We start from the raw sequence: 24,772 nt of genomic DNA, 5'->3' as shown, positions 1-24,772 counted from the left end.
TACTCCCGTCTCGTTCCGACAGGGCGCGGCGGGAGACGCGGGAGACGCGGGGGAGAGCATGGAAGACACCTCGACGGGGCTGGAGCTCGTGACCGTGGTCGTACCGGCCGTGGCGTTGCGCACGGTGTCGCTCCCGCTCCTGCTGCGGTTCCAGCGGCAGGTGCAGCGGCGGGCGTCGGCGGCCCGCGACGGGGCCGAGCCGACGTCGCTGTTCCCCGCCGTCGGTTACGCGGAGCTGGCGGTGTGGCTCGTCGGCGGTGCCGCCCTGTGGGCGCTGCCGGCCTCTCCGCTCGTTCCCGGCTCCGACAGCCCCCTGAGCCACCCGATCGTCCAGCCGGACAGCGTGGAGCTCTCCTACGAGTACGACCTCTCCTTCGCGGCCTCGGAGGTCTTGTTCCTCGCTGTGGCCTTGGCCGCGCTCGCGGGCTGGGTGCTGCTGTGGCGCGTGACGCAGCGGAACCTGCTGACCGCCGGGGCGCCGTCGGGGGCCGCAGCGGCCACCTTCCCGGAACCGTTCCGCATGGCCGGGCTGTTGCTCCGGATCGTGCTCGGCTTCTTCCTGCCGGTGGGCCTGGTCCTGGCCGCCCTGCTGTTCCAGGTCGTGGCCGTCCTGGCGAGCAGGAACCTGCGGCTCGCCGTAGCCGCCGCCGACTCCGCTTCCGCCTCCGCTGGCGCTTCCGCCTCCGCCTCCGCTGGCGCTTCGGCATCCGCCTCCGCTGCCGTACCGCGCGAACGGGCCCCGTCGTCCGCCCGGCCCGACCGGGCCGCCCCGCCGGTCCAACCCGCCCCGCCGGTCCAGCCCGCCCCGCCCGCCGGGGAGACCCCGTACACCCCCACGGCCCCCGCCGCGCCCCCCGCTCCGTACGTGCCCACCCAGGCAGGCTCCAGCGGTACCGGCGAAGCCGCACCGCAGATCGCGTACCAGCCCCTGCACCCGAACGAGCCGCAGCTGATCGGCGGGTACCGGCTGCTCGGACGGATCGGGTCCGGCGGCATGGGCACGGTGTACCTGGCCCGGCGCGAAGGCGCGGCGACCCAGGTCGCGCTGAAGACCATCAAACCGGAACTCCTCGACCACACCGAGCTGTTGCGCCGCTTCGAGCGCGAGGCGGAGGTCCTGGGCATGGTCTCCGGCGCCTACACCGCCCGGGTGCTCGACGCCGGGGTGGACGCCGGCCGGCCCTACCTGGCCATGGAGCTCCTGGACGGTCGGCCCCTCGACGTCCACCTGCGGGAGCAGGGGCCGATCCGCGCCCCCGAGGCCCTGCGCGCCCTGGCGCTGGCCCTCGCCGTGGCCCTGTCCGGAGTGCACCGGCTCGGCCTGGTCCACCGCGACCTCAAACCCGCCAACATCATGCTCACCAGCGCCGGACCGCGACTGCTCGACTTCGGCATCGCGGCGATCGTGGACGGCACCCGCCTCACCCGCAGCGGCGGCGGGCCGGGGACACTGACGTACATGGCGCCCGAGCAGTTCGGCGAGGAGCCCGTCGGCCCGGCCGCGGACGTCTGGGCGTGGGCCTGCTGCGTGGTGTGCGCGGCGCACGGCACCGGCCCGTTCACCGCGACCAGCGCCGGGGCGGTGATCCGCCGGATCGTCGACACCGGTCCCGAGCCGGCCGCGCTCGCGGCGGTGCACGCCCTCGATCCGGACCTCGCCGCCGCCGTCGGGCGGGCGCTCACCCCTGACCCGGCGGGGCGCCCGGCGGACGGCGCGGCACTGGTGGAACTGCTGACCGCGCGGCAGGGCCCCGGCCACACCGAGGCGGACGGGGCGGCGGTACGCGAACAGATCACCCAGGGCTGGCGCACGCTGGCACTCTGACGGCCCGGCCTGAGCCGGCCGGCTCGAGCCCCAGCCGGCCGGATAGAGCGCGAACGGGCCGGATAGAGCGCGAACCGGCCGGATCGAGCGTACGTCGCCGGCCGGATCGAGCCCGATCAAAGGTCGGGGTCTAGCGCCGGATCCGGCGCCAGACCGCCGGTGCCCCGCTCAGCAGCAGGATCAGGGCGATCGCCGCCGCCACCCCCTGCCAGGGCTCCGGGAACAGCGAGCCGCCCAGGATGCCGATCAGCCCGTACGCCGCCGCCCAGGCCAGGCAGGCGGGAGCGTCGCCCCGGACGAACCGCCGCATGGGCAGCTCCGCCAGCAGACAGGCCAGCATCACCGGGATCCGCCCGGCCGGCACCAGCCGGGACAGGACCAGGACCGTCACCCCGCGCTCGTCCAGCTGCCGCTGCGCCTGAGCCAGCCGGTCCGGCGCGGCCCGCCCGCGCAGGGTGGACAGCCAGCGCGAACCGTTGCGGGAGCGCACGCCCCGCTGCCCCAGCCAGTACAGGGTCGTGTCCCCGAGGAAGGCGGCCAGCGCCGCCACCAGGAACACCAGCAGCAGCCCGACGGGCGGTAGCGACTGGTGGAACGCCACCACCGCCGCCGAACTCACCAGCGCCCCGGTCGGAATCACCGGCACCAGCGCTCCGAGCGCCACCAGCAGGAACAGCGCCGGGTAGCCGACCGCCTGCTGCGTGGACTCCGGCGGCACCTGCTGCGCCTGCCACACCGCTTCCTGAAGGATCATCGTCGGACCGTCACGGCACGCTCACCCGCTCCCCGTGACCGGGCAGCCGCACCGCCACCTTCGGCGCGAGCCGCGCCGCGTGCCGGACGAACTCCTCCCCCGGGGCGTGGAATTCGTGCGGGCGCACCGCGTCCAGCCCGATCGGCCAGTACGTGCCGTAGTGCACCGGCACCGCCGCGGCCGGCGCCAAAGCGGACAGCGCGTCCGCCGCCCGCGCCGCGTCCAGGTGCCCCGGCCCCAGGTACGGGCCCCAGCCGCCGACCGGCAGCAGCGCCACGTCGACCGGGCCGACCTCCTCCGCCATCGCCGGGAACAGCCCGGTGTCCCCGGCGAAGTACGTGGCCGCCGCGCCGTGGACGACGTATCCCAGCGCCGGCGAGAGGTGCGGGCCGAACGGCAGCCGCCGGCCGTCGTGCCGCGCACTGACCGCCCGTACCCGCAGGCCGTTCCGTACGGTGACCTCCTGGCCCGGCACCACCTCGGTCACCGCCAGCTCCCGCCGCCCCGCGATCCGGGCCAGCCCCGGCACCGCCCGGCGCGCCCCGTGCGGCACCAGCAGCCGGGTGCCGGGCGTCAGCCGGGCCAGTGAGGGGAGGTGCATGTGATCGGCGTGCAGATGGGAGACGAGGACGACGTCCGCCTCGGCGGCCTCCGGCGGCGGAAGGGCCCCGCGGCGCCGGCGCAGATGGGCCAGCCGGCCGGCGAACAGCGGGTCGGTGAGCAGCCGTACCCCGGAATCCTCGACCGTACACGTGGCATGACCCCACCAGGTGATGTCGACCGGCACGCGGCCCCTCCCTCCGGTGGACGGGATCTCTCCCACCGAGACTAGGGCAGTGCGGACTCCGTGCGGGCACGACATAGGAAGGTCCGGTATGACATAAGACGTAGTGGCTGATCATCCCCTCCTCGCGGAGGGCCGATCGGAGTAGGGTCGGTCGGCATGGATGAGCTGCGGGTGGCCGCGATCGCCAGCCTGGTCCCGCTCGAACAACTGGACGCCGACCCGTTCGTGGTCGACACCCGGAGCCAGCAGGCCATGTGCGCCCGCTGGGCTGCCGACCAGGGCTACGTCGTCACGAGGCAGCTGCTCTTCTACGGCATGCGCGCCGACCACTGTGCCCTGTGGTCCGACGTGGACGAGGGTGAGGTCGACCTGTTCGTCGCCCCCAACCAGCGGGTCCTCAGGCGCGCGCTGCGGTCCGTCGAGGAGTTCACCGCCGAGTGCGCCCGGCGCGGGGTGCGCCTGGAGACCGCCGGCCTGGACGAGCCCCGGTACACCTCCGCGATGAAGGCCGAGGTGCACCGACGGCTGTCCATGCCCACCGCCGGCTACGACGGCACCTGAGCCCGCCGGGGCCCGTTCGCGCACGGGTCCGTTCCCGCGTGGGGCGGTTCCGGCACGGGCCCGTTCCCGCGCGGGCCCGTGCTCCGTGCGCGCCCGGTCCGGCCCCCGGCCGCCCCCTCCGTGTCGGCCGGTTCGCCCGGCCGCCCTGTGCGACGCTGGGAAGGGGGCCCGCAGACGGGGCGCGGGCCGGGACGTGAGGTGGGTGCGGCGTGCTCCAGGGGCGTTGGCGGACCACGAGTCGCGCGGTGCTTCGGGTCCTGGTGGTCTGGGCGGTGTCGACCCTCACCATGCTGGTGCTGGCCGGCGCCCTGCCCGATTTCCGGCTGCAGTCCGACTACCCCGACAACGGGGACAGCCTCACCGAGATCGCCCTGACCGCCGCCTGGGGCGCCGGGGCCTTCGGTGTGCTCACCGCCTTGGTGTGGCCGCTCATAGTCCGCGCCCTGCTCCTCGTCCCGGCCCTGGTGCTCGGCCTGCTGGTGTTCTTCCTGAACGGCTCGCTGCTGCTGCTCGCCCTCGACCTGATCCCGGACGGCCGTGGCGAAGCCGCCCCGGAGACCGCCGTGGTGGTGGCCGCTGTGATGTCCGCGGTCGCTTCCGCCACCTCCACCGCCCTCGCCGTCCGCGACGACGAGGCGTACCGCCGGCGCCTCTACCGCCTCGCCGACCGCCGCCGGCGCCGCCGCGGCCGCGACCGGGTCGGCGAGGCCGGACGGGCCGCCCCCGGCCTGGTCTTCCTCCAGCTCGACGGGGTCGGGTACGAGGTGCTCCGGCATGCGGCCGCCGACGGGCTGATGCCGACGGTCGCCGGCTGGCTGGAACGCAGCCACCGGGTCACCGCCTGGCGCACCGACTGGTCCAGCCAGACCGGTGCCAGCCAGCTCGGCCTGCTCCACGGCTCCAACTTCGACGTGCCCGCCTTCCGCTGGTACGAGAAGGAATCCGGCGCGGTGATGGTCTGCAACCGCCCCACCAGTGCCGCCGAACTGCAGCGGCGCGCCGCCGAACGGACCGGGTACGGCGGCCTGCTGACCCCGGACGGCGCCAGCCGGGGCAACCTCTTCGGCGGCGGCGCCCACCAGTTGGCCCTCGTGCTGTCCGTCGCGGCCCGGCGCGGCCGGGCCAACCGCTCCCGGGCCGGCTACTTCGCGTACTTCTCCGACCCGGCCAACGCCGTCCGCACCGCAGTGTCCTTCGTGGCCGAGGTGCTCCGCGAGATCGGGCAGTCGCTGCGGGCCAGGTGGGCCGGCGACGGCCGGCCGCGGGTGTCGCGCGGCGGCCTCTACCCCTTCGTCCGCGCCTTCGCCACCGTGGTGGAACGGGACGTGGTGGTGGCCGCGGTGATCGGCGACATGCTGGCCGGACGCACCGCCGTCTACGCCGACCTGGTCGGCTACGACGAGGTGGCCCACCATTCCGGCCCGCGCGGCCGGGACACCGACCGGGTCCTGGCGAGGCTCGACCGGAGCCTGTCGCTGCTCGCCCGGGTCGCCGAGCACGCGCCCCGCGACTACGAGATCGTGCTCCTGTCGGATCACGGACAGAGTCCGGGGGAGACCTTCCTCGGCCGGTACGGTCTGACCCTGAAGGACCTGGTGCGGGCCGGCTGCGGGCTGCCGGTGTCCCGCCGGGCGGGGCGCACCCGCAGCGGGGCCGAGGCCCGCGCCGCGGTCCGGGCGGCCCTCCACCGGCCCGTGGAGGAGGAACCGGGGGCGGTGCGCGACCGGGAGGAACGGGTGTCCGACCCGGTGGTGCTGGCCTCCGGGAACCTCGGCCTGGTCTCCTTCCCCGACCTGCCCGGCCGGGCCCGCCGGGAAGAGATCGACCGCGCCCACCCCGCCCTGCTGGCCACCCTGGCCAACCACCCCGGCATCGGGTTCCTGCTGGTCGACGGGGCGGTGCTGGGACCGGACGGCGCGGAGGCCCGGCTGGACGCGCCCGGCGAGGCGGAGGCGCTGCTCGCCGCCTACGGGCCCGGGGCGGCGGACGCGGTACGGCGCACCGACACGTTCCCGCACGTGGCCGACATCATGGTCAACTCGGCGTACGACCCGACGACGGGCGAGGTGCACGCCTTCGAGGAGCAGATCGGCTCGCACGGCGGCCTCGGCGGAGCGCAGGCACAGCCCTTCCTGATGTGGCCGACGGTGCTGGAGCCGCCTCCGGCGGAGCTGGTGGGAGCCGAGCGGGTGCACGAGGTACTGAAGGGCTGGCTGCGGCCTTCTCCGGCGGGCGGGCGGAATCCCCGGCCGGCCTCCGACGAGGCGGGTCCGGCGGCGCAGGGAGGACAGGCGGCGCCGGGAGGACCGGGGGAGCCGGGAGGACCGGGGGAGCCGGGAGGACGGGGGGAGTCAGGAGGACCGGGGGAGCCGGGAACGCCTGGATCGCCGGACGATTCCCCGTCGCGGCGCACCCCGACGACCCGTCCGCAGGATCACCGGTCGGATGCCCCTCAGGGCGGAACCTTTTCATCCGTCCATGCCCTCGCGCCGGACGAAGAACACTGATTTGGCGCTGTCCCCGTGGTGCCGCACGATGTGGCGACCGTCCACGATGCGAAACACACGTTCGCCCGTGGCCCCGTAACACCCTCGACACCCCTGAGGCGCACCACCAGTGAGCACCACCCGCGAAGCCCTGGCGTCGGCCCCCGCTCCCGCTCCGGCCCCGCCCCCTTCCGCGAAGTCCGCCGGCCGGGCGCCGCGCTTCGGCCTCCCCATCGCCACCTGCCTGGTCATGGGCAACATCATCGGCGGCGGCATCTTCATGCTGCCGGCCTCCGTCGCCCCCTTCGGGACGATCAGCCTGGTCGCCTTCGGCGTACTCACCGTAGGTGCCATCGCCCTCGCGCTGGTCTTCGGCCGGCTCGCCGAACGCCACCCCAGCACCGGCGGCCCGTACGTGTACACCCGCGAGGCCTTCGGCGACTTCGCGGGCTTCCTCGCGGCCTGGAGCTACTGGATCACCGCCTGGGTGTCGAACGCCGCGCTCGCCGTGGCGGCCGTCGGTTACCTGTCGGTCCTCTTCCCGGCCGTCGGCGAACACAAGCTCGCCATGTGCCTGTCGGCCCTGGCCGTGCAGTGGCTGCCGGCCGCCGCGAACCTGGCCGGCACCCGCTACGTCGGCGCCGTCCAGGTGGTGGCCACCGTCCTGAAGTTCGTCCCGCTGCTGCTGGTGGCCGTCGGCGGCCTGTTCTTCTTCGACCCGGCGAACCTGGGCCCCTTCCTCGCCGAAGGCCACAGCGCGACCGGCGCGGTCTCCGCCTCGGCGGCCATCCTGCTGTTCAGCTACCTGGGCGTGGAGTCGGCGGCGGTCAGCGCCGGCGAGGTCAAGGACCCGCGCCGCAACGTCGGCCGGGCCACCGTCCTCGGCACGGCGGGCGCGGCCCTCGTCTACCTGCTCGGCACCCTCTCGGTCTTCGGCCTGGTCGCCCACGACAAGCTGACCGGCTCCACCGCTCCCTTCACCGATGCCGTCAACGCCATGTTCGGCGGCACCTGGGGCGGCACCCTGGTGGCGGGCGCGGCCGTGGTCTCGATGGTCGGCGCGCTCAACGGCTGGACCCTGCTCAGCGCGCAGACCCCGTACGCGGCGGCCCGGGACGGACTCTTCCCGAAGGTCTTCGCGACCGAGCGGCGCGGCGTCCCGGTCGCCGGTGTGATCGCCACGGTGCTGCTCGCCTCGGCGCTCACCGTCTACAACTTCACCGCCGGCTCACAGCGCGTCTTCGAGATCCTGGTCCTGGTCACCACCTTCACGGCCACCGTCCCCTACCTGCTGTCGGCCGCCGCACAGATCCACTTCCTCGCCTCCGGACAGACCGACCGCGTCGACCGGGGCCGCCTGGTGCGCGACGGCCTGCTCGCCGTACTGGCCCTCGGGTTCTCGATGTGGCTGGTCGCGGGCTCCGGCTACGCGGCCGTCTACCAGGGCGTGCTCTTCCTCTTCGCGGGCGTGCCGGTGTACGCGGTGATGGCCGCCCGGCGGAAGCGGGACGCCGCCGCCTGACCCGGTGGGTGACCCTGCCCGCCCCGCCCGCCCCGCCGCACGGAAAACCGGGTGCCGGGCAGGGCCGGCGTGAGGTCTGATGGGCGCACCGGTCCGCCGAACGCGCGACCGGGCGCCCTGACACCGATCCCACATCGAGGACCCCGCCCACGTGCTCGCCGCCGTCACGGTCACCCCCGCCCAGATCCCCGAACTCCTCCTCGGCCTCGCCACCGTCCGGCCCGTGTTCCTCTGGGGCGCCCCCGGCATCGGAAAGTCCTCCCTGGTCCGGAAGTTCGCCGATTCCCTCGGGTTGGAGTGCGTCAGCCTGCTCGGCACCCAGCTCGCGCCGGAGGACCTGATGGGCGTCCCCCAGATCCGCGACGGCCGCTCCGTGTTCTGCCCGCCCGAGGCCATCGCCCGCGACGAGCCGTACTGCCTGTTCCTCGACGAGCTCAACGCCGCCACCCCGGACGTCCAGAAGGCCTTCTACTCGCTGATCCTGGACCGCCGCATCGGCACCTACGAGCTCCCCGCCGGCTCCATCGTCATCGGCGCCGGCAACCGGGCCACCGACAACGCGCTCGCCCGACCCATCGCCTCCGCCCTGGTCAACCGGCTCACCCACGTCCACCTGCGGGCCTCCGCCGCGGACTGGCTGACCTGGGCCGGCGAGTCCGACATCCACCCGTGGGTGACGGACTACCTCACCGACCGGCCCGACCACCTGTGGTCGCAGCCGCCCAAGACCGAGGAGCCGTTCTCCACCCCGCGCTCCTGGCACATGCTCTCCGACGCCCTGCACTCCTTCGGGCCGGACCTCGGCGAGGAGACCCTCAAGGTGCTCGCCCACGGCACCCTGACCCCCTCCCACGCCGTCTCCTTCTGCGGCTACGCGAAGATCGTCCGGCACGCCCACGGCATCGAGGCGATCATGAAGGGCGATGCGAGCTGGCCGCGCGCCCTCGGTGACCGCGACCTGCTGTACTACCTGGCCGACGCCTTCCGGGGCCGGCTCGTCAAGGAACTCCCGGCCGACCGCGAACACGTCTCCCCGGCACTGCGCCAGTACGCCCACCGGGCCAAGGCACTGCTCGTCCAGCTCGCCGAGATCTCCGTCGAGGTGGCCCAGACGGTCATCGCCGACGACGCCGACGGGCAGCCCGTGCTGCCCTCCTGGTTCCTCATCGAGGCCGCCCGCGACATGCCCCGCCTGGTCGAGGCCCGCCGATGAGCCGTACGGCCGGCAAGGGCAAGGGCAAGGGCAAGGGCAAGGGTACGGGCACGGGCAAGGGCACGGGCACGGGCACGGGCGCCGACCGGCCCGACCCGGCCACCGCGGCGTACCTCGCCGGCCTCGCCAAGGTCTTCGCCCACCCCGCCTTCGCGGCCCTGGAAGCGAAGACCTGCCGAAGCCGCGACTGCCGGCTCTGCCCCCGGGGCGGCCCGGCCCGAGTGGACTCCAACGGCGTGGTGCACGCCCACCCCACCCTCCGCCTCGAACCCGCCGAATGGGCCTGGGCGCTCGCACACGCCATGCTCCACCTCGGCTTCGGCCACGTCCCCGCCGACCCGGCGGACGACCGGGAGCAGCCCGACGCCGCCCTGCTCGCCGCCCGCTGCACCGTCGTCAACCGGTTCCTCGCCACGATGCCGGTCGGCCGGCCCCCCGAGGGCGTGCCCGCGGAGCACCCCGGCGGGGACGAGGAGCAGCTCGCCGCCCGCTGGCGGCGCGACGGCGTCCCCGCCCGCTACGCCCGCTGCGGCACCGCCGGCGAGGACCCCGACCAGTACCTGCGCCCGTGGCGGCAGTGGCAGGACAAGGCCCCGGACTGGCAGGCCGCCTTCGCCCGCGCCCTCACCCGGGCCGTCTCCGCCACCATGGACCGGGCCGCCGGCCGCGAGGACCGCCCCGACCAGCCCTGGGACCGGGCCCTGAACTGGTTCGTCTCCTCCTATCCGCTGCTCGGCGGCCTCGCCGCCGGCCTCACCGTGGTGGCCGACGCCGAACTCGCCCGCGCGTGGGACATCCAGATCGCCGCCGTCAGCGCCACCGCCGGGGAGATCTACATCAACCCGCTCCGCTCGTTCACCGCCGGCGAGTGGCGGTTCGTCCTCGCCCACGAGATGCTCCACGCCGCCCTGCGCCACGGCGAGCGCTGCGGCGCCCGCGACCCTTACCTGTTCAACGTGGCCGCCGACTACGTCGTGAACGGCTGGCTGGTCGAGATGGACATCGGCGAGATGCCCGCGGGCCTGCTCTACGACGCGGCCCTGCGCGAGATGTCGGCGGAGGAGGTCTACGACCGGATCGCGGGGGACCTCCGCCGGATGCGCCGCCTGGCCACACTGCGCGGCAAGGGCCGCGGCGACGTCCTCGGCGAGCCGCTGCCCCACCCGGACACCCGCCCGTACACCGACCTCGACGAGTTCTACCGGCGCGGCCTGGTCCAGGGCCTCGACCTGCACTCCGCCGAGGAACGCGGACTGCTCCCGGCCGGTCTCGTCGAGGAGATCCGGGCCCTGGCCCACCCGCCCGTGCCCTGGGACGCCAAACTGGCCCGCTGGTTCGACGAGTACGTACCCCGCCCGGTGGCCGTGCGCTCCTACGCCCGGCCCTCGCGCCGGCAGGCGGCCACCCCGGACATCCCGCGGGCCGGCCGCCGGTACCCGCCCGAGGAAGTCGCCCGCTGCACCTTCGGCGTGGTCCTGGACACCTCCGCGTCCATGGACCGGCAGCTGCTCGGCAAGGCCCTCGGGGCCATCGCCTCCTACGCGGAAGCCCGCGACGTGACGGCGGCACGCGTGGTCTTCTGCGACGCGGCCCCGCACGACGCGGGCTATCTGGCGCCGGCCGAGATCGCCGGCCGGGTACGGGTGAAGGGCCGGGGCGGAACGGTGCTCCAGCCCGGCATCGACCTGCTCCAGCGGGCCGAGGACTTCCCTCCCCGAGCGCCGGTGCTGGTGATCACCGACGGGTGGACCGACACCCTGCGGATCCGGCGCGAGCACGCCTTCCTCATCCCGCAGGGCCGCGCGCTGCCGTTCACGCCGCAGGGGCCGGTGTTCCGGCTGTCCTAGCCCGGTACCGGCCCCTGCAGCAGCACGAGGTGATCAGTCGAGGTAGTCGCGCAGCACCTGCGAACGCGACGGGTGGCGCAGCTTCGACATGGTCTTGGACTCGATCTGGCGGATCCGCTCACGGGTGACCCCGTAGACCCGGCCGATCTCGTCCAGCGTCTTCGGCTGGCCGTCGTTCAGGCCGTAGCGCATCGAGACCACGCCCGCCTCGCGCTCCGAGAGCGTGCCCAGGATGGACTGGAGCTGCTCCTGGAGGAAGGTGAAGGACACCGCGTCGGCCGGCACGACCGCCTCGGAGTCCTCGATGAGGTCACCGAACTCGCTGTCGCCCTCCTCACCCAGCGGGGTGTGCAGGGAGATCGGCTCACGGCCGTACTTCTGGACCTCGATGACCTTCTCCGGGGTCATGTCGAGCTCCTTGCCCAGCTCCTCCGGAGTGGGCTCACGGCCGAGGTCCTGCAGCATCTGGCGCTGCACACGGGCGAGCTTGTTGATGATCTCGACCATGTGCACCGGGATGCGGATGGTGCGGGACTGGTCGGCCATGGCGCGGGTGATCGCCTGCCGGATCCACCAGGTCGCATAGGTCGAGAACTTGAAGCCCTTGGTGTAGTCGAACTTCTCCACCGCGCGGATCAGACCGACGTTGCCCTCCTGGATCAGGTCCAGGAAGAGCATGCCGCGGCCGGTGTAGCGCTTGGCCAGCGAGACCACCAGGCGGAGGTTGGCCTCCAGCAGGTGGTTCTTGGCCCGGCGGCCGTCCTCGACCAGGATCTCCAGCTCGCGCCGGTACGCGGGCTTGAGGTCTTCCTCCTCCTCGAGCTTGTACTCGGAGAACAGGCCGGCCTCGATCCGCTTGGCGAGCTCGACCTCCTGCTCGGCGTTGAGCAGCGGCACCTTGCCGATCAGCTTCAGGTAGTCCTTGACCGGGTCGGCGGTGGCGCCGGCCACCATCACCGTCTGCGCCGGCGCGTCGTCGTCGTCCTCGTCGGACAGCACGAAGCCCTGGCCGGGCTTGGCCGGCTCCTCCTCGTTGTCGTCCTCGAGGTTCTCGAACAGCTCGTCGTTCTCGACGTCGACGGTCTCTTCGCCGTCGGCGTCCTTGGCGGTCTTCTTCGCCGCCGTCTTCTTGGCGGTGGTCTTCTTCGCGGTCGTGGTCTTCTTCGTCGCGCGCTTCTTCGGCTCTGCGGCGACGGATGCGGTGGCAGCGGCTTCCCCGGTGACGGCCTCGGCGGTGGCCGCGGTCGGCTGAGCCGATATCGCCGCAGCGGGGGCCGGGGCAGCGGCCGCCGTCTTGCGCGCGCCGATCGGGCGCGGCGGGGCGGCGGTCTTCTTCACCGTGGTGCGGGCCGGGGCCGCCGCGGCCTTGCGGGGCTTCTTCGCGGCCGTCTTGGCGGCGGGCGCGGCGCTGACGTGCAGGGTCACACCCTCCTCGTCCAGGACCTGGTTCAGGCTGCGCAGGACCCGCTTCCACTGGTCCACCGGGATGCGGCCGGCCTCGAAGGCCAGGCGCACGTCGTCACCGTTGATGTGACCCTGCTCGCGGCCACGCTCGACGAGCGCGACCAGGGCCTCGGATTCGGCGATCTCCGGAGGGAACGTACGGGACGGGCTGAGCGACACAAGGAGCCTCTCGTTGCGAGCAGATAAAGGACGGGCGGGACATCATCGCGCGGCCTTGCGGAAACGTCCGACCGGGGGTCGGTATTCCGGCGCCGCGCGAGGACACCTGTCGGTTCATCGGCCGCCCGAGTCGATTCGTTACGCGCGGAATTGAGTGACCTGCGCCACGCTGCGTGCGCCAGGGCGCGCCCGGCGGGGTGCGTGCGCCCCCGAGAGGCCCGGACTACCCGCCGTGTCCGCCCCGGACCAGGGGTCGGTCCGGGGCGGCCGGGCGCGCGGGCCTCGACGAGGAAGCGCGGTGTACGCGCCACGAGCGGACCTTCGCGCTCGATCCGTTCGTGCAGCTCACGCAGCCGGTCCCGGCAGTGCCCGACCGCGTAGCCCGGCACCGGCCGGACCGCCTTCCGCAGGAATCAGATCACCACACCGATGCCGTGGAACTCCGTCCGCAACCGTTCCGACCGCCCGTCGGTCACCACCGGCCCGTCCTTCTCGGCGCCGGCGACCGCGTCGTCGGACCACCGGGCCCGCCGGACCTCCTCCGGCTGCGGACCGAGCACATACCCGACCGGCTCGAACACGCCGGACGGCCCGACCTGCCGGGAGGAATAGGTACCCCCGGTCTCAGCCCCCGGGCGATCACGTCCCATCAGGTGGCCACCAGATGGTCGCAGGGGTGGTCTGGCCACCGGATACCGGCTGACGACCAGCTCGAAGGCCTCGCCGCCCGGGGAGGCCGAATACGGGTGTCATGTCCCGATCACCCGAGCCGGTGCGTCGGTTCTCCACCGCCCATCGCACCGGACGGTGATGCACATCCCGTCGCCGGACCGCGTGCCGACTCGACTACAGTGGGCGCGGGCCGTGACTGGCGTTCGGGTGGATCACCACCGGGGAGCGGCCCGGCGTACGACCGTACGTCGACTGCCGCGCGCCTGGGCGAGACCGCGAACCGCGTACGCGCACTGCGTACCGCGAACCCGCAGCGACGTTCAGGAGACCCCTATGACGACCGCCACCGCCCGCCTGATGGACGGCACCGCCCTCGCCCGCCGCATAGCCGAGCGGACCGCCGCCCGTGCCGCCGCGATCACCGAGCGCACCGGGAAGGCCCCCTGTCTGGCCACCGTGCTGGTCGGCGAGGACCCGGCGTCCGTGACGTACGTCCGCATGAAGCAGAACCGTTGCGCCAAGGCCGGCATCACCTCCCGGCACGTGGCGCTCCCCGCGGAGACCACCACCGAGGAACTGGTGGCGGTGATCACGGGCCTCTCCGAGGACCCGGAGATCAGCGGCATCCTGCTCCAGCACCCGGTGCCGCACCACATCGACGAGCGCGCCGCCTTCGAGGCCATCGCCCCCGGCAAGGACGTGGACGGCGTCACCATGCACTCCTTCGCCGCCATGGGCTTCGGCCTGCCCGGATTCGTCTCCTGCACCCCCGGCGGCATCATGCGCCTGCTGGAGGAGTACGAGGTCGACCTGACCGGCAAGCACGCGGTGGTCGTGGGCCGCAGCGCGATCCTGGGCAAGCCGGCCGGCATGCTGCTGCTGGAGCGCAACGCCACGGTCACCTACTGTCACTCCCGCACGCAGGACCTCTCCTCGATCGTGCGCCAGGCGGACGTCCTGGTCGCGGCCGTCGGAAAGGCCGAGTTCATCCGGGGCGAGGACATCAAGCCCGGCGCGGTCGTCCTGGACGCCGGCTACAACGAGGGCAACGTCGGCGACGTCCACTTCGCCTCGGCCGCGGAACGCGCCTCCCTGATCACCCCGGTCCCGGGCGGCGTGGGCCCGATGACGATCGCGGTCCTGCTGGAGCAGACGGTGACGGCGGCGGAGACCCAGGCGCAGGCGAACGCGGAAGCCTGACCGGGTCGGGGCGCCGGGTCGACGGTGGCGGGTCGGGGGTAGTAGGGCGGGGGTGGCGGGTCGGGGGTAGCGGGTCGAGGCCTGAGCGCGACCAGCCTGCGGGGCGGGGTCGGGGGTGTGCCGGTGCTTCGCCTGGACAGAATCTGGGGGGTGCCCGGGTGCTGCCCGTCAGTCCCAGTGTCATTACGTGCCGGCCGTCGGCGTCAAGGGCGCTCCCTCCGGTCGCGTCGGCAAGCCGATGGCCCTTCGGGCCACCCTTGACACCGACGACCGTCACGCAACGACAAGGACTGTCGGGCGGCCCCCGGGGGATGGCATGGGAGGAGCCTTCGGATCCTGGGGCTCTGGCGTTGCCGGGCACGGGCAGCGGCTTGCGCTCGGCCAGCCGCCCTCCGGGCGGGCGCGGGGGTGAAGTGGATCAGATCTACGTAATCCGAGCCGGTCCAGGCGCACCAGATCGCTACGCGCTCCTGTCGGACGGCGGGTGCGGGCGGCCGGTGGCCGGACAGAGACCGCCACGGATCGCTACGCGCTTCGGTCTGTCGGCGGGTGCGGGCTATCGGGGGGTGCGGACTGTCGGGGGTTGCTCGTCGGGCGCTCGTGCGCTGACTGTCTGCTTCAGCCCATCGGCCTGTCGGCCGCCGCTCCTTCCGGAGCGCGTGGTGATCGGTGGCGCTTGTTGCCGCGTGATGGTCTTGGCCCCGGGCGGGCCGCCTGCCGCCGAGACGGACAGGAGCGCGTAGCGATCGTTGGCGGTCTATGTCCGGGCACCGGCGGCCCGCATCCGCCGAGAAAGAGGAGCGCGTAGCGATTTGGGGCGCCTGGACCGGCTTGGATTGCGTAGATCTGATCGACTTCACTTCCGCGTCCGCCCGGAGGGCGGCTGGCCGGGCGGAGCCGCTGCTGGTGCCCGCCAACGCCAGAGCGAATGTGGCCTTGGTCCCTCCATGCCATCCCCCGGGGGGCGGCCCGACAGTCCTTGTCGTTGCGTGACGGTCGTCGGTGTCAAGGGGGGCCCGAAGGGCCATCGGCTTGCCGACGCGACCAACGGGAGCGCCCTTGACGCCGGCGGGCGGCACGTAATGACACTGGGACTGACGGGCAGCCCCCGGGTGCTCCCTGATTCCGCCCGGGCGAAGCCCCGGCACACCCAGACCCCACCCCAGCAACCCGGTCCGGTCCGGTCCGAGGGAACCTCCTCCGCGCCACCCCGCCCCGCCCCTGCATTACCCCCCAGGTAATCGACCCCCCACCCTCCGCCCCGGCATCGTTGGGGCATCGGGTTCCGAGGCCGCGCACTCGGTCTCGGGGCCCGGGTTGACCTGTGGTTTTCGGATTTCCTGCCCCAAGGAGGGTTCCCATGTCCGCGACCGGGACGCTGTTGAACGGTATTGCCCGCACCACCGAGCCGCAGGCCGTGTTGCGGCGGTTTCTCGCTCTCGACGCAGTGGTCACCGGCGGCAACGGGCTGGCGTACGTGGCCTTCGCCGGGCCGGTCGGGGAGCTGATCGGGGTGGGTGAGGGGCTGCTTTTCGAGCTCGGGATCCTGCTCGTCGTGTACGCCGCCGGGGTCGGGTGGCTGGCTTCGCGGCGGGAGCCGGCGGCCGGTGCCGTGAAGGCCGTCGTCGAGATCAACTACCTCTGGGCCGTGGCCAGTCTGGTGGCGCTGGTCGTGTGGTTCTCGCCGACCGCGGCCGGGATGGTGTGGATCCCGGCACAGGCCCTCGCCGTCGCCGGGTTCGCCGTCGCCCAGCAGCTGGCGTTGCGCTCAACCACCCAGTGAGCGGAGGTACTTCACCGTCGCCGGGTCGGCCGGGAGCATCGTCTCGATGGCCAGCTCGGCGACGGTCACGTCCATCGGGGTGTTGAAGGTCGAGATGGACGAGACGAAGGACAGCACGTGGCCGTCGTGTTCGATGACCAGGGGGAGGGCGAAGTACGGGACCGGTTCGTCCGGCTCCGCGTCGCCCGGGCGGTCCGGGACCGGGTAGGCCGAGACCTCGTCGTAGAGGGCGCGCAGCCGTTCGGAGCGGGCCAGGGCGATCTGGCGCTCCATCTGGGCCAGCAGGTGTCCGCGCCATTCCTTGATGTTGACGATCCTGGGGGCCAGGCCCTCGGGGTGCAGGGTGATCCGCATCGCGTTCAGCGGCGCGGCGAGCAGGTGTTCGGGCAGGCCGTCCATCAGCATGAGGATGCCGCGGTTCGCGGCGATCACGTTGTACGTGGCGTCCACGACCAGCGCGGGGTACGGCTCGTAGCCCGCCAGTAGCCGCTCCAGGCCGTCCCGGAGCGTCCCCATCGACGGATCGTCGAGTGGGGTGTGCGCGTACCGTGGGGCGTAACCGGCGGCCAGGAGCAGCGAGTTGCGATCCCGCATCGGTACGTCGAGGTGGTCGGCGAGTTTCATCAGCATGTCCTCGCTGGGCCGCGAGCGGCCCGTCTCGATGAAGCTGATGTGGCGGGACGAGGAATCGGCGCGGCTCGCCAGCTCCAGCTGGCTGATGCCGCGCCGTTTGCGCCAGGTGCGGAGCAGGGCGCCGACGGGGGCCGGGCCCGCAGTGGTGGCAGTCGTCATGCCGCGACGCTAGCCGAACCGGGTCCGCCCTGGTCAGCCCACGTCGAAGGCGTTTCGCAGGCCGAGACGGTAGCGCAGGCGGTCGTGCCGTTTGAGTGCCTCGACCGCCGGCGCCCGGTACGGCTTCCGGATGGTGCAGCGCGCCGCCGCCGAACCGTCCCGGTCCAGCAGGGCGTTGACGGCGGCGCGGGCGGAGGCGTTGGCACCCTCCATCGTCGCGAGGTCGATGTCCACGGCCACGTAGTCGCCACTGAGGAAGAAGTTGGGGACGCGGGTCGCGGCCGTCGGACGGTTGTGGAGGGTGCCCACCGGGTGGATCAGCAGCTGGTCCTCGTTGACCGGGTTCGGGGTGCCCAGTCCGTCCACACCCGGGTCCAGGAACCACGAGTGGAGCCTGGAATCGGTCAGTACGGTGCGGCCGGTGTCGTTCAGAGAGGCCTTCAGCTGTGCCCACACCTCGCGGGCGACCTCCTCGCGGGTGCACTGCTTGGCCGTCTTCCCGTACAGGATCCCCGGCTTGTCCCACTCCGAGATGTCCACGGACAGGCAGTCCACCGCCGCGCCGTCGCCGTAGTCGGCGGGGAAGTCGCGGGCCGGCCAGTGTTCGGCCTGCTGGATGGCGGTCAGCGACCACGGGGAGTCGATGCAGTTGAGGTGGCCGTGGACGAGGGGCGCCCGCTCGGTCAGGTAGAACTGGATGCCGGTCATCCAGTCGGTCTGCAGCAGGTCGCAGCGGCCGAGCATCGGGTCGGCGGCGCGCAGTGCAGCGCCCCAGGTGCGGCGGGCGTGTTCGACCGGCATGGCCGAGACGTAGTGGTCGGCGGTGACCGTCTGCCGGCCACCGGCCGGGTCGTCGACCACCACCCCGCTGACGCGTCCGTCGGCGTACCGGACTTCGCGGACGGTCCAGCCGATCCGGAACTCGACGCCCAGGGCGCGCAGATGGCTCTCCCAGGGGTCGATCCAGGCCTCGTTGGTGGGGAGGTTGAGGATCCTGTCCGGTGGGCCGTCGGCCCCGCGGCCCAGTGCGTTGAAGACGAAGGCCTCGCCGAGCGTTCCGACGGTGCGGGTGGACGCCTCCTCCGCCTTGGTGGCGACGATGTTGCGGGTGACGCCGATGGCGAGGATCCGCTGGTATTCGGTGGACATCCGGGCGGCCCGGGTGAACTCCCACCACGGTGTGCGCTCCCACACCTCGTCGCGCCGCTCGTCGCAGCTGGTGAGGAAGACGAGGGCGCGGTCGACGAAGTACGCCGTCTCGTGCAGGGGAAGGTGCGCCAGGGTCTCCACGAAGCCGGTGAGCATCCGGCGGATCTCGTCCAGGGTGAGCTCGGCAGGTGTGTGCCCCGGCCAGGGGATGGGGCCGCGGAGGTCCTCGCGGCCGGCTGCCCGGGCGAACATCATCTCGCGTGGGGCGACCAGGTTGTCCCATACGCCGTTGGCGTGGCCGGGGAAGGGGATGCGCCTCATCGTGTCGGGCAGGTTGTGGTAGATGCCGGGGATGAAGCGGAAGCCGTGCTCGGCGGGCAGCGGCCTGCGGCCGCCGCGCGCGCTGCCCGGCACGTCCATGCTGCGCGCCTTGCCGCCGAGCGCGCGGCGCTCGTACACCGTGACGGCGTAGCCGCGCTCGGCGAGTTCGTGCGCGGCGGTCAGACCGGCCACTCCGCCCCCGAGCACGGCGACCCGCCGGGCCCCGGCCCGCCCGGCTCCGCTGCCCGCGGACGCGGTGGCGGGGGTGGCCGGTGAGGCGGCGGCCGGGGGAGCCAGGGCTCCGGTGGCGGCCAGCGCGCCGGCCGCGCCGGCGGTGCCCGCGAGGAACGTGCGCCTGGTGCCGCCCGTGCCTTCGCCGCCGGCTGTGCCCTCACTGCCGGCTGTGCCCTCGCCGCCGCGTGTATACCCGGACCCGCGTGTATACCCGGACCCGCCCGTGTGCCCGGAACCGCCCGTGCGCGCCATGTCGGTGCCCCCTCGTTACCGCCGGTAACAGTCACGTCCGGCGCAGGAGCATACGGGTGGCGCCGCGGCCACGGAAGGAGCAGAAGAACCCGCGTGCACTATGGCGCGAAAGCTTCCCTCCGGCCCGCGCTGTGGGAACCTTGACCCCACGTCATGGAAACGGCCGTGGAGAAGGAGCCGCTGGATGCCGAGTGAGCCGCTGTCGCAGAAGGAGATCGAGGACCGGTTGCGGGAGCTGCCGGGGTGGGCCTTCGAGGACGATCACATCCTGCGCACCTACCGGCTGGGCACGCACATGGCGGCGAGCGCCCTTGTCGCCCACATCGCCACCGTGCAGGAGGAGTTGAACCACCACTCCGATCTGACCCTGGGCTACAACACCGTCCGGCTGTCGCTGAACACCCACAGCGCGGGCGGCACGGTGACCGAGACGGACTTCGAGCTGGCCGAGCGCGTCGAGGGCATCGCTCCCGCACACGGGGCCAGTTGATGGCGTCGGCGCCGATACCGATACCGGCACCGGCACCGGTTCCGATGCCGGGAGGGGCTGCGGCGGGTGGGGTGCGGACCGGGCCGCTGGTCGACTACGACGCCGAGGCCGAGGCGTACGACGCCACGCGCGGCGGGGTCCCGCGTGCCGAAGCGGCCGCGACCGCGGTCCTCGGCCTGCTCCCGCCCGGCACCCGCACCGTCCTCGACCTCGGCTGCGGCACCGGCATCGTCACCACCCGGCTGCACCGCCCCGGGCTGCGGGTGCTGGGGCTGGACGCCTCGTCCGGCATGGCGGCGATGGCCGCCGCGCGCGGAGTCCCGATGCTGCTGGGCACCGGGACCCGGCTGCCGTTCCGGGCGGGTGCGCTGGACGCCGTCACCGCCGTGTGGCTGCTGCACCTGCTGCGGGAACCGGGCACGGCCGCGGCGGTGATCGCGGAGGCGGGCCGGGTGCTGAGGCCCGGGGGCGTGTTCGTCACCACGGTGGACAAGGACGCGGCGCACGACGTCGGGAGCGATATCGACGAGGTGCTGGCCGCACATCTGACGGCGCGGCCCGCGGACGCGGCCGACGAGGTCACCGCGTACGCCGCCGCCGCGGGCCTGCGTCCGCACGGGCGGGCCCGCTTCACCGGCCATGGCCAGGGACGTAGCCCGCGGGGCGCCGCGCAGGCCCTCCTGGCGGGCCGCTACGCCTCCCGGGTCGCCCCGCGCGGCATCACCCCGGCGGAGCTGGCGGCCCGGCTGGAGGCGTTGCCCGACCCCGACAGCCCGCGCGGTGAGCCGACGTACGAGCTCCGTTCCTTCGTGCGGATCTGAGCCGGTGTTGGGCGGTGCGGGGCGGCGCCTGGCGATGCCGCGAGCCGGGGCCGGACCACGGGCACGGGACGGGTCCGGCCTCGGTCCGGGCCCGGCGCCCCGTGGCCGTGGTCGTGGCTGTGGTCGTGGCCAGTGACGGTCCGCTTCAGGCCGTCGCCCACGCTCCGAGAGCGAAGCCCGAGCCCGACCGGCGGACCTCCACCGCGCCCGTTCCGCCGAAGTGGGCCGGCACCACGAGCTCCCGCTCGTCCGCGGCCCGTCCGAGGATCCGGCGGCGGCTGGCCGCGGCCTGCCGCGGGTCCAGGCAGAAGCAGCTGTTGCAGGACGGGCTCAGGATCTGCACCGGACTGTGCAGCAGGTCCCCGGTGAACACGGCCCGCTCGCCCCGCGAGGCGACCCGCAGCACGCACGAGCCGGGAGTGTGGCCGGGCGCGGACTCCAGTACCAGGTGCTCGTCGATACGGTGTTCGCCGTCCCACAGCACGGCCTGCCCGGCCCGGTGGACGGGCGCGATGCTGTCCTCGTAGACGAGCCGGTCGTCCTCCTGCCGGCCCTGGCCGTACCCGTTGTCCGGGCCGAAGTGGAAGTCGTCCGCGGCCGGGACGAGGTACCGCGCACGGGGGAAGGCCGGCACCCACGCGCCGTCCTCGGCGGTCGTGTTCCAGCCGACGTGGTCGGCGTGGACGTGCGTGTTGACCACGACGTCCACGTCCTCGGGCCGGACCCCGGCACGGGCCAGGCGGCCGAGGAAGTCGCCCTCCTGGCGGTGGAAGAGCGGGGTGCCGGGCCGTTCGCGACCGTTGCCCACCCCCGTGTCGACCAGGACGGTCCGCCCACCGCTGCGCACCACCCAGCTCTGCAGCGCGGCCACCGCCTGGTCACCCGCCGGATCCCAGTGGTCCGGGGCCAGCCAGTCCTCGTTGTCCTGCCACATCGCGGCGGTGGAGTCCGGGACCAGGTCCCGGGCGGCTGTGAACGGGCCCCGCCATTCGGTGATCCGGAGGACCTCGACGTCCCCCAGCACGATGCGCTGTACGTGTTCAGTGGTCATGCCGTCGAGGCTATGGAGCGGCTGACGATTGCCTCAATGCCCGTTGTGCTCAAGAAGATACGCCTCCGTCTCGGCAGTGGCTCAACGGATGCCGGCAGCCGGATACCTTGGCCCGATGGACGTGGTGAGTGACGCGATCTCCGCCGTGCGCATCGGACGGCCCTCCTCCGACCGGGTCCGGATCGGCGGGCGCTGGTCCACGCGGCTCGCGCCGTACGAGGGCGCGGGTTTCCACGTCGTCCTCGCGGGCGGGTGCCGGCTGCTGCCCGACGATGGCGTCCCGGTCACGCTCGGCCCGGGGGACGCCGTACTGCTGCCCCACGGCACCGGGCACGTGCTCGCCGACGCCCACGCGGACTCGGACGCGGAGACCCTGGCCCGGGCCGTGCCGTTCGAGGTATGGCAGGAGCGCCGCGGCCCGCGGACGCCGGATGGGGCAGGGGCAGGGGCAGGGGCTACGGAGCTGCTGTGCGGGAAGTACCGGCTCGACCGCAGCCGGGAGCACCCGCTCATGGCGGAACTCCCGCAGGTCGTTCACCTGCCGCACCGGGTGGGTGGCGGTCAGCCCGAACTCCGCGCCGCCATCGACCTGTTGGGTCGCGAGTTGGACAGCAGTCGAGCCGGAGCCTCGATCGCGGTGCCCAGCCTGCTCGACCTGCTCCTCGTTTACATGATCCGTGCCTGGACGTCCAGGAGTGCGGCCGGTGCCTGGCCGGCCGCGCTCGGCGACCCGGTGGTGGCCTCGGCTCTGCGGGCCCTGCACGCGGACCCTGCGGCCCCTTGGAGCAACGACCGGCTTGCCGCGGAGGCCGGAGTCTCCCGCCCCACCCTGGCCCGCCGGTTCACCGCCCTGGTGGGACGCCCGCCCATGGCGTACCTGACCTGGTGGCGGCTGACCTCCGCCGCCGCCCTGCTCCGGGACACCCAGGACCCGCTGGCTTCGATCGCCCGCCGGGTGGGGTACGGCACCTCGTACGCGCTCTCCCACGCCTTCAGCCGGGAGTTCGGCACCACCCCGGGCCGGTACCGGACGTCGGCCGGCACCGGGACGTCGTACTCGACTCCGTCCCGGACGCCGTGACCGTCCGGCGGCTCGGTCCGTACGTCGGCCCCCTCAGACGGACCCGCCGAGGCCGACCGTCAGGCGGGTTCCAGCCGCCAGCCCTGGGTGGGGGAGTCCGTCTCCTCCCACTGCCGGGCCCAGCCGTCCTCGTCCACGTCCAGCGGCAGGCCGCTGATGCACGCGATCAGTGACACCACCCCGGGAGCGTCGAGGTGCTCCTCGACCAGCCATTCCTGCGCGCCGTAGCCGTTCGCCTTCCACAGCTGGACGCGGGTGCCGCTCTCCGGCGAGGCACCCGCCACGTCCAGCCGTTTGCCGCTCGCCTCGTGCACCACGTGGAAGATCCCGCCCCCGCTGTGCACCGGCACCAGCCGCCAGCGCTGCGCCTCTGGCCCGGACCCGCCGGAGGCCGCGGACGGGGCCCGCGTCCCTACCCGGACCCGCGCACCGCTGCCCGAACGGCCGCCGTCCACTTCCAGAACCAGGCCGTTCCCCGCGTTGCACAGCAGGTACACGCCCTCCGTCGGCATCCGCGACCCCTTCAGACGTCGAAGACGGCCGGGTCCGGGCCGATCCGGCGGCCCGCCTCGCCGGCGCCCAGCGCGTCCAGCGCAGCCAGGTCCCCGGCGTCCAGCTCGAAGCCGAACACGTCCAGGTTCTCCTCGATCCGGGAGGGGGTCACGGACTTCGGGATCGCGATGACGCCGTGCTGGAGGTGCCAGCGCAGCACCACCTGCGCGGCCGACCGGCCGTGCTTCCGCGCGACCGCCGCGACCTCGGGCAGGCTCAGCAGCTCCTTGCCCTGGCCGAGCGGGGACCACGCCTCGGTGGCGATGCCCAGCTCGGCGTGGACCGCGCGGAGCTCCTCCTGCGGGAACAGCGGGTGCAGCTCGATCTGGTTCACGGCCGGGACGAGCGGGCTGACCTCGCGCAGGCGGCGCAGGTCCTCGGGGCGGAAGTTGGACACGCCCACGGCCTTCGCGCGGCCGCTCTCCGCGATCTCCTCGAAGGCCTGCCAGATGGCCAGGTAGTCCTCGCGCATGGGGCGCGGCCAGTGGATCAGGTACAGGTCGACGTGGTCGAGGCCGAGCTTGGCGAGGGACTCGTCGAACTCGCGCAGCACGTTGTCGCGCTTCCACGTCTCGGCGGGGCCGTTCCACAGCTTGGTGGTGACGAACAGCTCCTCGCGGGCCAGGCCGGACGCGGCGAGGGCCCGCCCGGTCCCCGCCTCGTTCCCGTAGACCGAGGCCGTGTCGATGCTGCGGTAGCCCGCCTCCAGGGCGGCTCCGACGACCCGCTCCGCTTCGGCGTCCGGCACCTGCCAGACGCCGAAACCGAGCTGGGGCATGAGCGTGCCGTTGTTGAGGGTGATGCTGGGGACCTGGGGCGCCTGGTTCACGGCGGGTCGTTCCTCCGAGTGCGGTCGGACATGCTGACGTGCGAACTTGCGGATGTACGGGCGTACGGGCGTACCGATGTACGGGTGTACGAACAGCGGCAACCGGCCACCGGTACCGGATATTCCTGATCCGGCGCCGGATAGGTCTCCGGCGCCGGAGACCCGCGCCCGTTCCGGGTCCCTCACGCGGTACCCAGGTACGCCTCCCGGACCAGGGGGTTCGCGCGGACCTCCGCCGCCGTGCCCTCCGCCAGCACCGTACCGAGGTCCAGTACGACGACGCGGGCGCACAGCTCCATCACGAAGGCCACGTTGTGCTCGACCAGCAGCACCGCGCAGCCCTCGTCCTCCGCGAGCCGCCGTACCACGGCCGCGAGCCGCTCCCGTTCCGGCGCGGACATGCCGGAGGCCGGCTCGTCGAGGAGCAGCACCCGGGGCGGGTCGGCCACCGCCCGGGCCAGCTCCACCATCCGGGCCCGGCCCACCGGCAGGCCGGCGGCGTACGCGTCCCCCAGCGCGCCGAGCCCGCAGCCGGCCAGCACCTCCGCGGCCCGGGCCCGCCGTGCCCGATCCGTGCCGCGCCGGCCGCGGATCCCGGCGCCGCGCCACTCCTGGGCGACGAGCAGGTTCTCGGCCACGCTGAGCTGGCCGAACAACTGCTGCCGCTGGAAGGTCCGGCGCATGCCGTGCCGGGCCCGCCAGACGGGGGAGCGGCGGGTGATGTCGGCCCCGTCGAGGAGCATCCGCCCGCCGTCGGGCCGCCGGATCCCCGACAGCACGTCGAAGAGCGTGGTCTTGCCGGCTCCGTTCGGCCCGATCAGCCCGCACACCTCCCCGGCACGCAGGCCCAGGGACACCCCGGTGAGGGCTTTGACCCCGCCGAAACGGACACTGATCCCGGCCGCTTCGAGCACGTGGGCACCACGA

At 73.5% G+C, this 24,772-nt stretch carries 21 protein-coding genes, 1 pseudogene and 1 riboswitch; of the genes and pseudogenes, 11 read left to right on the top strand and 11 right to left on the bottom strand.

The window, feature by feature from the left end:
• Positions 1 to 58 precede the first annotated feature (58 nt).
• The gene (locus AC067U_RS02505) at positions 59 to 1,825 is read left to right on the top strand and encodes a protein kinase domain-containing protein (protein ID WP_478827734.1); all 1,767 of its coding nucleotides are present in this window, start codon (positions 59 to 61) and stop codon (positions 1,823 to 1,825) included.
• Between the two features lie 130 nt (positions 1,826 to 1,955).
• Here the strand turns inward: AC067U_RS02505 and AC067U_RS02500 are convergent, their stop codons facing one another.
• Both AC067U_RS02500 and AC067U_RS02495 read right to left on the bottom strand, forming a co-directional pair.
• Positions 1,956 to 2,579 carry a DedA family protein gene (locus AC067U_RS02500; RefSeq protein WP_478827733.1) on the bottom strand — a complete coding sequence of 208 codons (624 nt, stop codon included), beginning with the start codon at positions 2,577 to 2,579 and terminating at the stop codon, positions 1,956 to 1,958.
• Positions 2,580 to 2,589: 10 nt separating this feature from the next.
• Positions 2,590 to 3,366, bottom strand: coding sequence for an MBL fold metallo-hydrolase (locus AC067U_RS02495; RefSeq protein WP_478827732.1), 777 nt, complete (start codon positions 3,364 to 3,366; stop codon positions 2,590 to 2,592).
• Positions 3,367 to 3,522: 156 nt separating this feature from the next.
• On the opposite strand from AC067U_RS02495, the gene AC067U_RS02490 reads away from it, so the two are divergent.
• From AC067U_RS02490 to AC067U_RS02470, 5 genes are all read left to right on the top strand, one after another.
• The gene (locus AC067U_RS02490) at positions 3,523 to 3,927 is read left to right on the top strand and encodes a hypothetical protein (protein WP_478827731.1); all 405 of its coding nucleotides are present in this window, start codon (positions 3,523 to 3,525) and stop codon (positions 3,925 to 3,927) included.
• 209 nt (positions 3,928 to 4,136) lie between these two features.
• The gene (locus tag AC067U_RS02485) at positions 4,137 to 6,434 is read left to right on the top strand and encodes a phage holin family protein (RefSeq protein WP_478827730.1); all 2,298 of its coding nucleotides are present in this window, start codon (positions 4,137 to 4,139) and stop codon (positions 6,432 to 6,434) included.
• Between the two features lie 130 nt (positions 6,435 to 6,564).
• Positions 6,565 to 7,935 (top strand): amino acid permease, encoded by a 1,371-nt coding sequence (locus AC067U_RS02480; RefSeq protein WP_478828268.1) that lies wholly within the window; start codon positions 6,565 to 6,567, stop codon positions 7,933 to 7,935.
• Positions 7,936 to 8,086: 151 nt separating this feature from the next.
• Positions 8,087 to 9,148: an ATP-binding protein gene (locus tag AC067U_RS02475; RefSeq protein ID WP_478827729.1), complete on the top strand. Its 1,062-nt coding sequence runs from the start codon at positions 8,087 to 8,089 to the stop codon at positions 9,146 to 9,148.
• On the top strand, positions 9,145 to 10,995 hold the full coding sequence (locus AC067U_RS02470; RefSeq protein ID WP_478827728.1) for a vWA domain-containing protein: 1,851 nt from the start codon (positions 9,145 to 9,147) through the stop codon (positions 10,993 to 10,995). Before AC067U_RS02475 ends, AC067U_RS02470 begins: the two co-directional genes overlap by 4 nt.
• A gap of 33 nt (positions 10,996 to 11,028) precedes the next feature.
• Here AC067U_RS02470 and AC067U_RS02465 read toward each other — a convergent pair whose 3' ends face one another.
• Both AC067U_RS02465 and AC067U_RS02460 read right to left on the bottom strand, forming a co-directional pair.
• A complete protein-coding gene (locus AC067U_RS02465; RefSeq protein WP_478827727.1) occupies positions 11,029 to 12,618 on the bottom strand; it encodes an RNA polymerase sigma factor in 1,590 nt (529 codons plus the stop codon).
• 413 nt (positions 12,619 to 13,031) lie between these two features.
• Complete coding sequence (locus tag AC067U_RS02460) at positions 13,032 to 13,268, bottom strand: hypothetical protein (RefSeq protein ID WP_478827726.1); 237 nt, start codon at positions 13,266 to 13,268, stop codon at positions 13,032 to 13,034.
• A 204-nt stretch (positions 13,269 to 13,472) separates the two neighbouring features.
• Positions 13,473 to 13,566: riboswitch (ZMP/ZTP riboswitch) on the top strand.
• A gap of 57 nt (positions 13,567 to 13,623) precedes the next feature.
• Between AC067U_RS02460 and AC067U_RS02455 the strand changes: the two genes are divergently transcribed.
• Both AC067U_RS02455 and AC067U_RS02450 read left to right on the top strand, forming a co-directional pair.
• Positions 13,624 to 14,490 carry a bifunctional 5,10-methylenetetrahydrofolate dehydrogenase/5,10-methenyltetrahydrofolate cyclohydrolase gene (locus AC067U_RS02455; protein WP_478827725.1) on the top strand — a complete coding sequence of 289 codons (867 nt, stop codon included), beginning with the start codon at positions 13,624 to 13,626 and terminating at the stop codon, positions 14,488 to 14,490.
• Positions 14,491 to 15,850: 1,360 nt separating this feature from the next.
• The gene (locus AC067U_RS02450) at positions 15,851 to 16,273 is read left to right on the top strand and encodes a hypothetical protein (RefSeq protein WP_478827724.1); all 423 of its coding nucleotides are present in this window, start codon (positions 15,851 to 15,853) and stop codon (positions 16,271 to 16,273) included.
• Here AC067U_RS02450 and AC067U_RS02445 read toward each other — a convergent pair.
• Positions 16,259 to 17,065, bottom strand: a complete 807-nt coding sequence (locus tag AC067U_RS02445; protein WP_478827723.1) for a helix-turn-helix domain-containing protein — start codon at positions 17,063 to 17,065, stop codon at positions 16,259 to 16,261. The two genes, AC067U_RS02450 and AC067U_RS02445, sit on opposite strands and share 15 nt — an antisense overlap.
• 33 nt (positions 17,066 to 17,098) lie before the next feature.
• Complete coding sequence (locus AC067U_RS02440) at positions 17,099 to 18,850, bottom strand: hydroxysqualene dehydroxylase (RefSeq protein WP_478828267.1); 1,752 nt, start codon at positions 18,848 to 18,850, stop codon at positions 17,099 to 17,101.
• Positions 18,851 to 19,205: 355 nt separating this feature from the next.
• Between AC067U_RS02440 and AC067U_RS02435 the strand changes: the two genes are divergently transcribed.
• Positions 19,206 to 19,511: a 4a-hydroxytetrahydrobiopterin dehydratase gene (locus tag AC067U_RS02435; protein WP_478827722.1), complete on the top strand. Its 306-nt coding sequence runs from the start codon at positions 19,206 to 19,208 to the stop codon at positions 19,509 to 19,511.
• 86 nt (positions 19,512 to 19,597) lie between these two features.
• On the top strand, positions 19,598 to 20,332 hold the full coding sequence (locus AC067U_RS02430; RefSeq protein WP_478828266.1) for a class I SAM-dependent methyltransferase: 735 nt from the start codon (positions 19,598 to 19,600) through the stop codon (positions 20,330 to 20,332).
• A 145-nt stretch (positions 20,333 to 20,477) separates the two neighbouring features.
• Here the strand turns inward: AC067U_RS02430 and AC067U_RS02425 are convergent, their stop codons facing one another.
• Positions 20,478 to 21,383, bottom strand: coding sequence for an MBL fold metallo-hydrolase (locus AC067U_RS02425; protein WP_478827721.1), 906 nt, complete (start codon positions 21,381 to 21,383; stop codon positions 20,478 to 20,480).
• 115 nt (positions 21,384 to 21,498) lie between these two features.
• Between AC067U_RS02425 and AC067U_RS02420 the strand changes: the two genes are divergently transcribed.
• Positions 21,499 to 22,464, top strand: a complete 966-nt coding sequence (locus AC067U_RS02420) for an AraC family transcriptional regulator (protein WP_478827720.1) — start codon at positions 21,499 to 21,501, stop codon at positions 22,462 to 22,464.
• 59 nt (positions 22,465 to 22,523) lie between these two features.
• Here the strand turns inward: AC067U_RS02420 and AC067U_RS02415 are convergent, their stop codons facing one another.
• The 4 genes and pseudogenes from AC067U_RS02415 to AC067U_RS02400 all read right to left on the bottom strand — a co-directional run.
• Positions 22,524 to 22,976, bottom strand: a complete 453-nt coding sequence (locus AC067U_RS02415) for an RICIN domain-containing protein (RefSeq protein WP_478827719.1) — start codon at positions 22,974 to 22,976, stop codon at positions 22,524 to 22,526.
• Positions 22,977 to 22,987: 11 nt separating this feature from the next.
• Positions 22,988 to 23,794, bottom strand: a complete 807-nt coding sequence (locus tag AC067U_RS02410) for an aldo/keto reductase (protein WP_478828265.1) — start codon at positions 23,792 to 23,794, stop codon at positions 22,988 to 22,990.
• Positions 23,795 to 24,027: 233 nt separating this feature from the next.
• Positions 24,028 to 24,144 carry an ABC transporter ATP-binding protein C-terminal domain-containing protein gene (locus AC067U_RS02405; protein ID WP_478828264.1) on the bottom strand — a complete coding sequence of 39 codons (117 nt, stop codon included), beginning with the start codon at positions 24,142 to 24,144 and terminating at the stop codon, positions 24,028 to 24,030.
• A 120-nt stretch (positions 24,145 to 24,264) separates the two neighbouring features.
• A pseudogene (locus AC067U_RS02400) lies at positions 24,265 to 24,699 on the bottom strand (ATP-binding cassette domain-containing protein); the annotation flags it as partial.
• Positions 24,700 to 24,772: the final 73 nt, after the last annotated feature.

The organism is Streptomyces sp. NPDC043853 (assembly GCF_056436025.1).
Note: the sequence above shows the minus strand (reverse complement) of the source record. Positions and strands in the feature narration are given on the sequence as shown.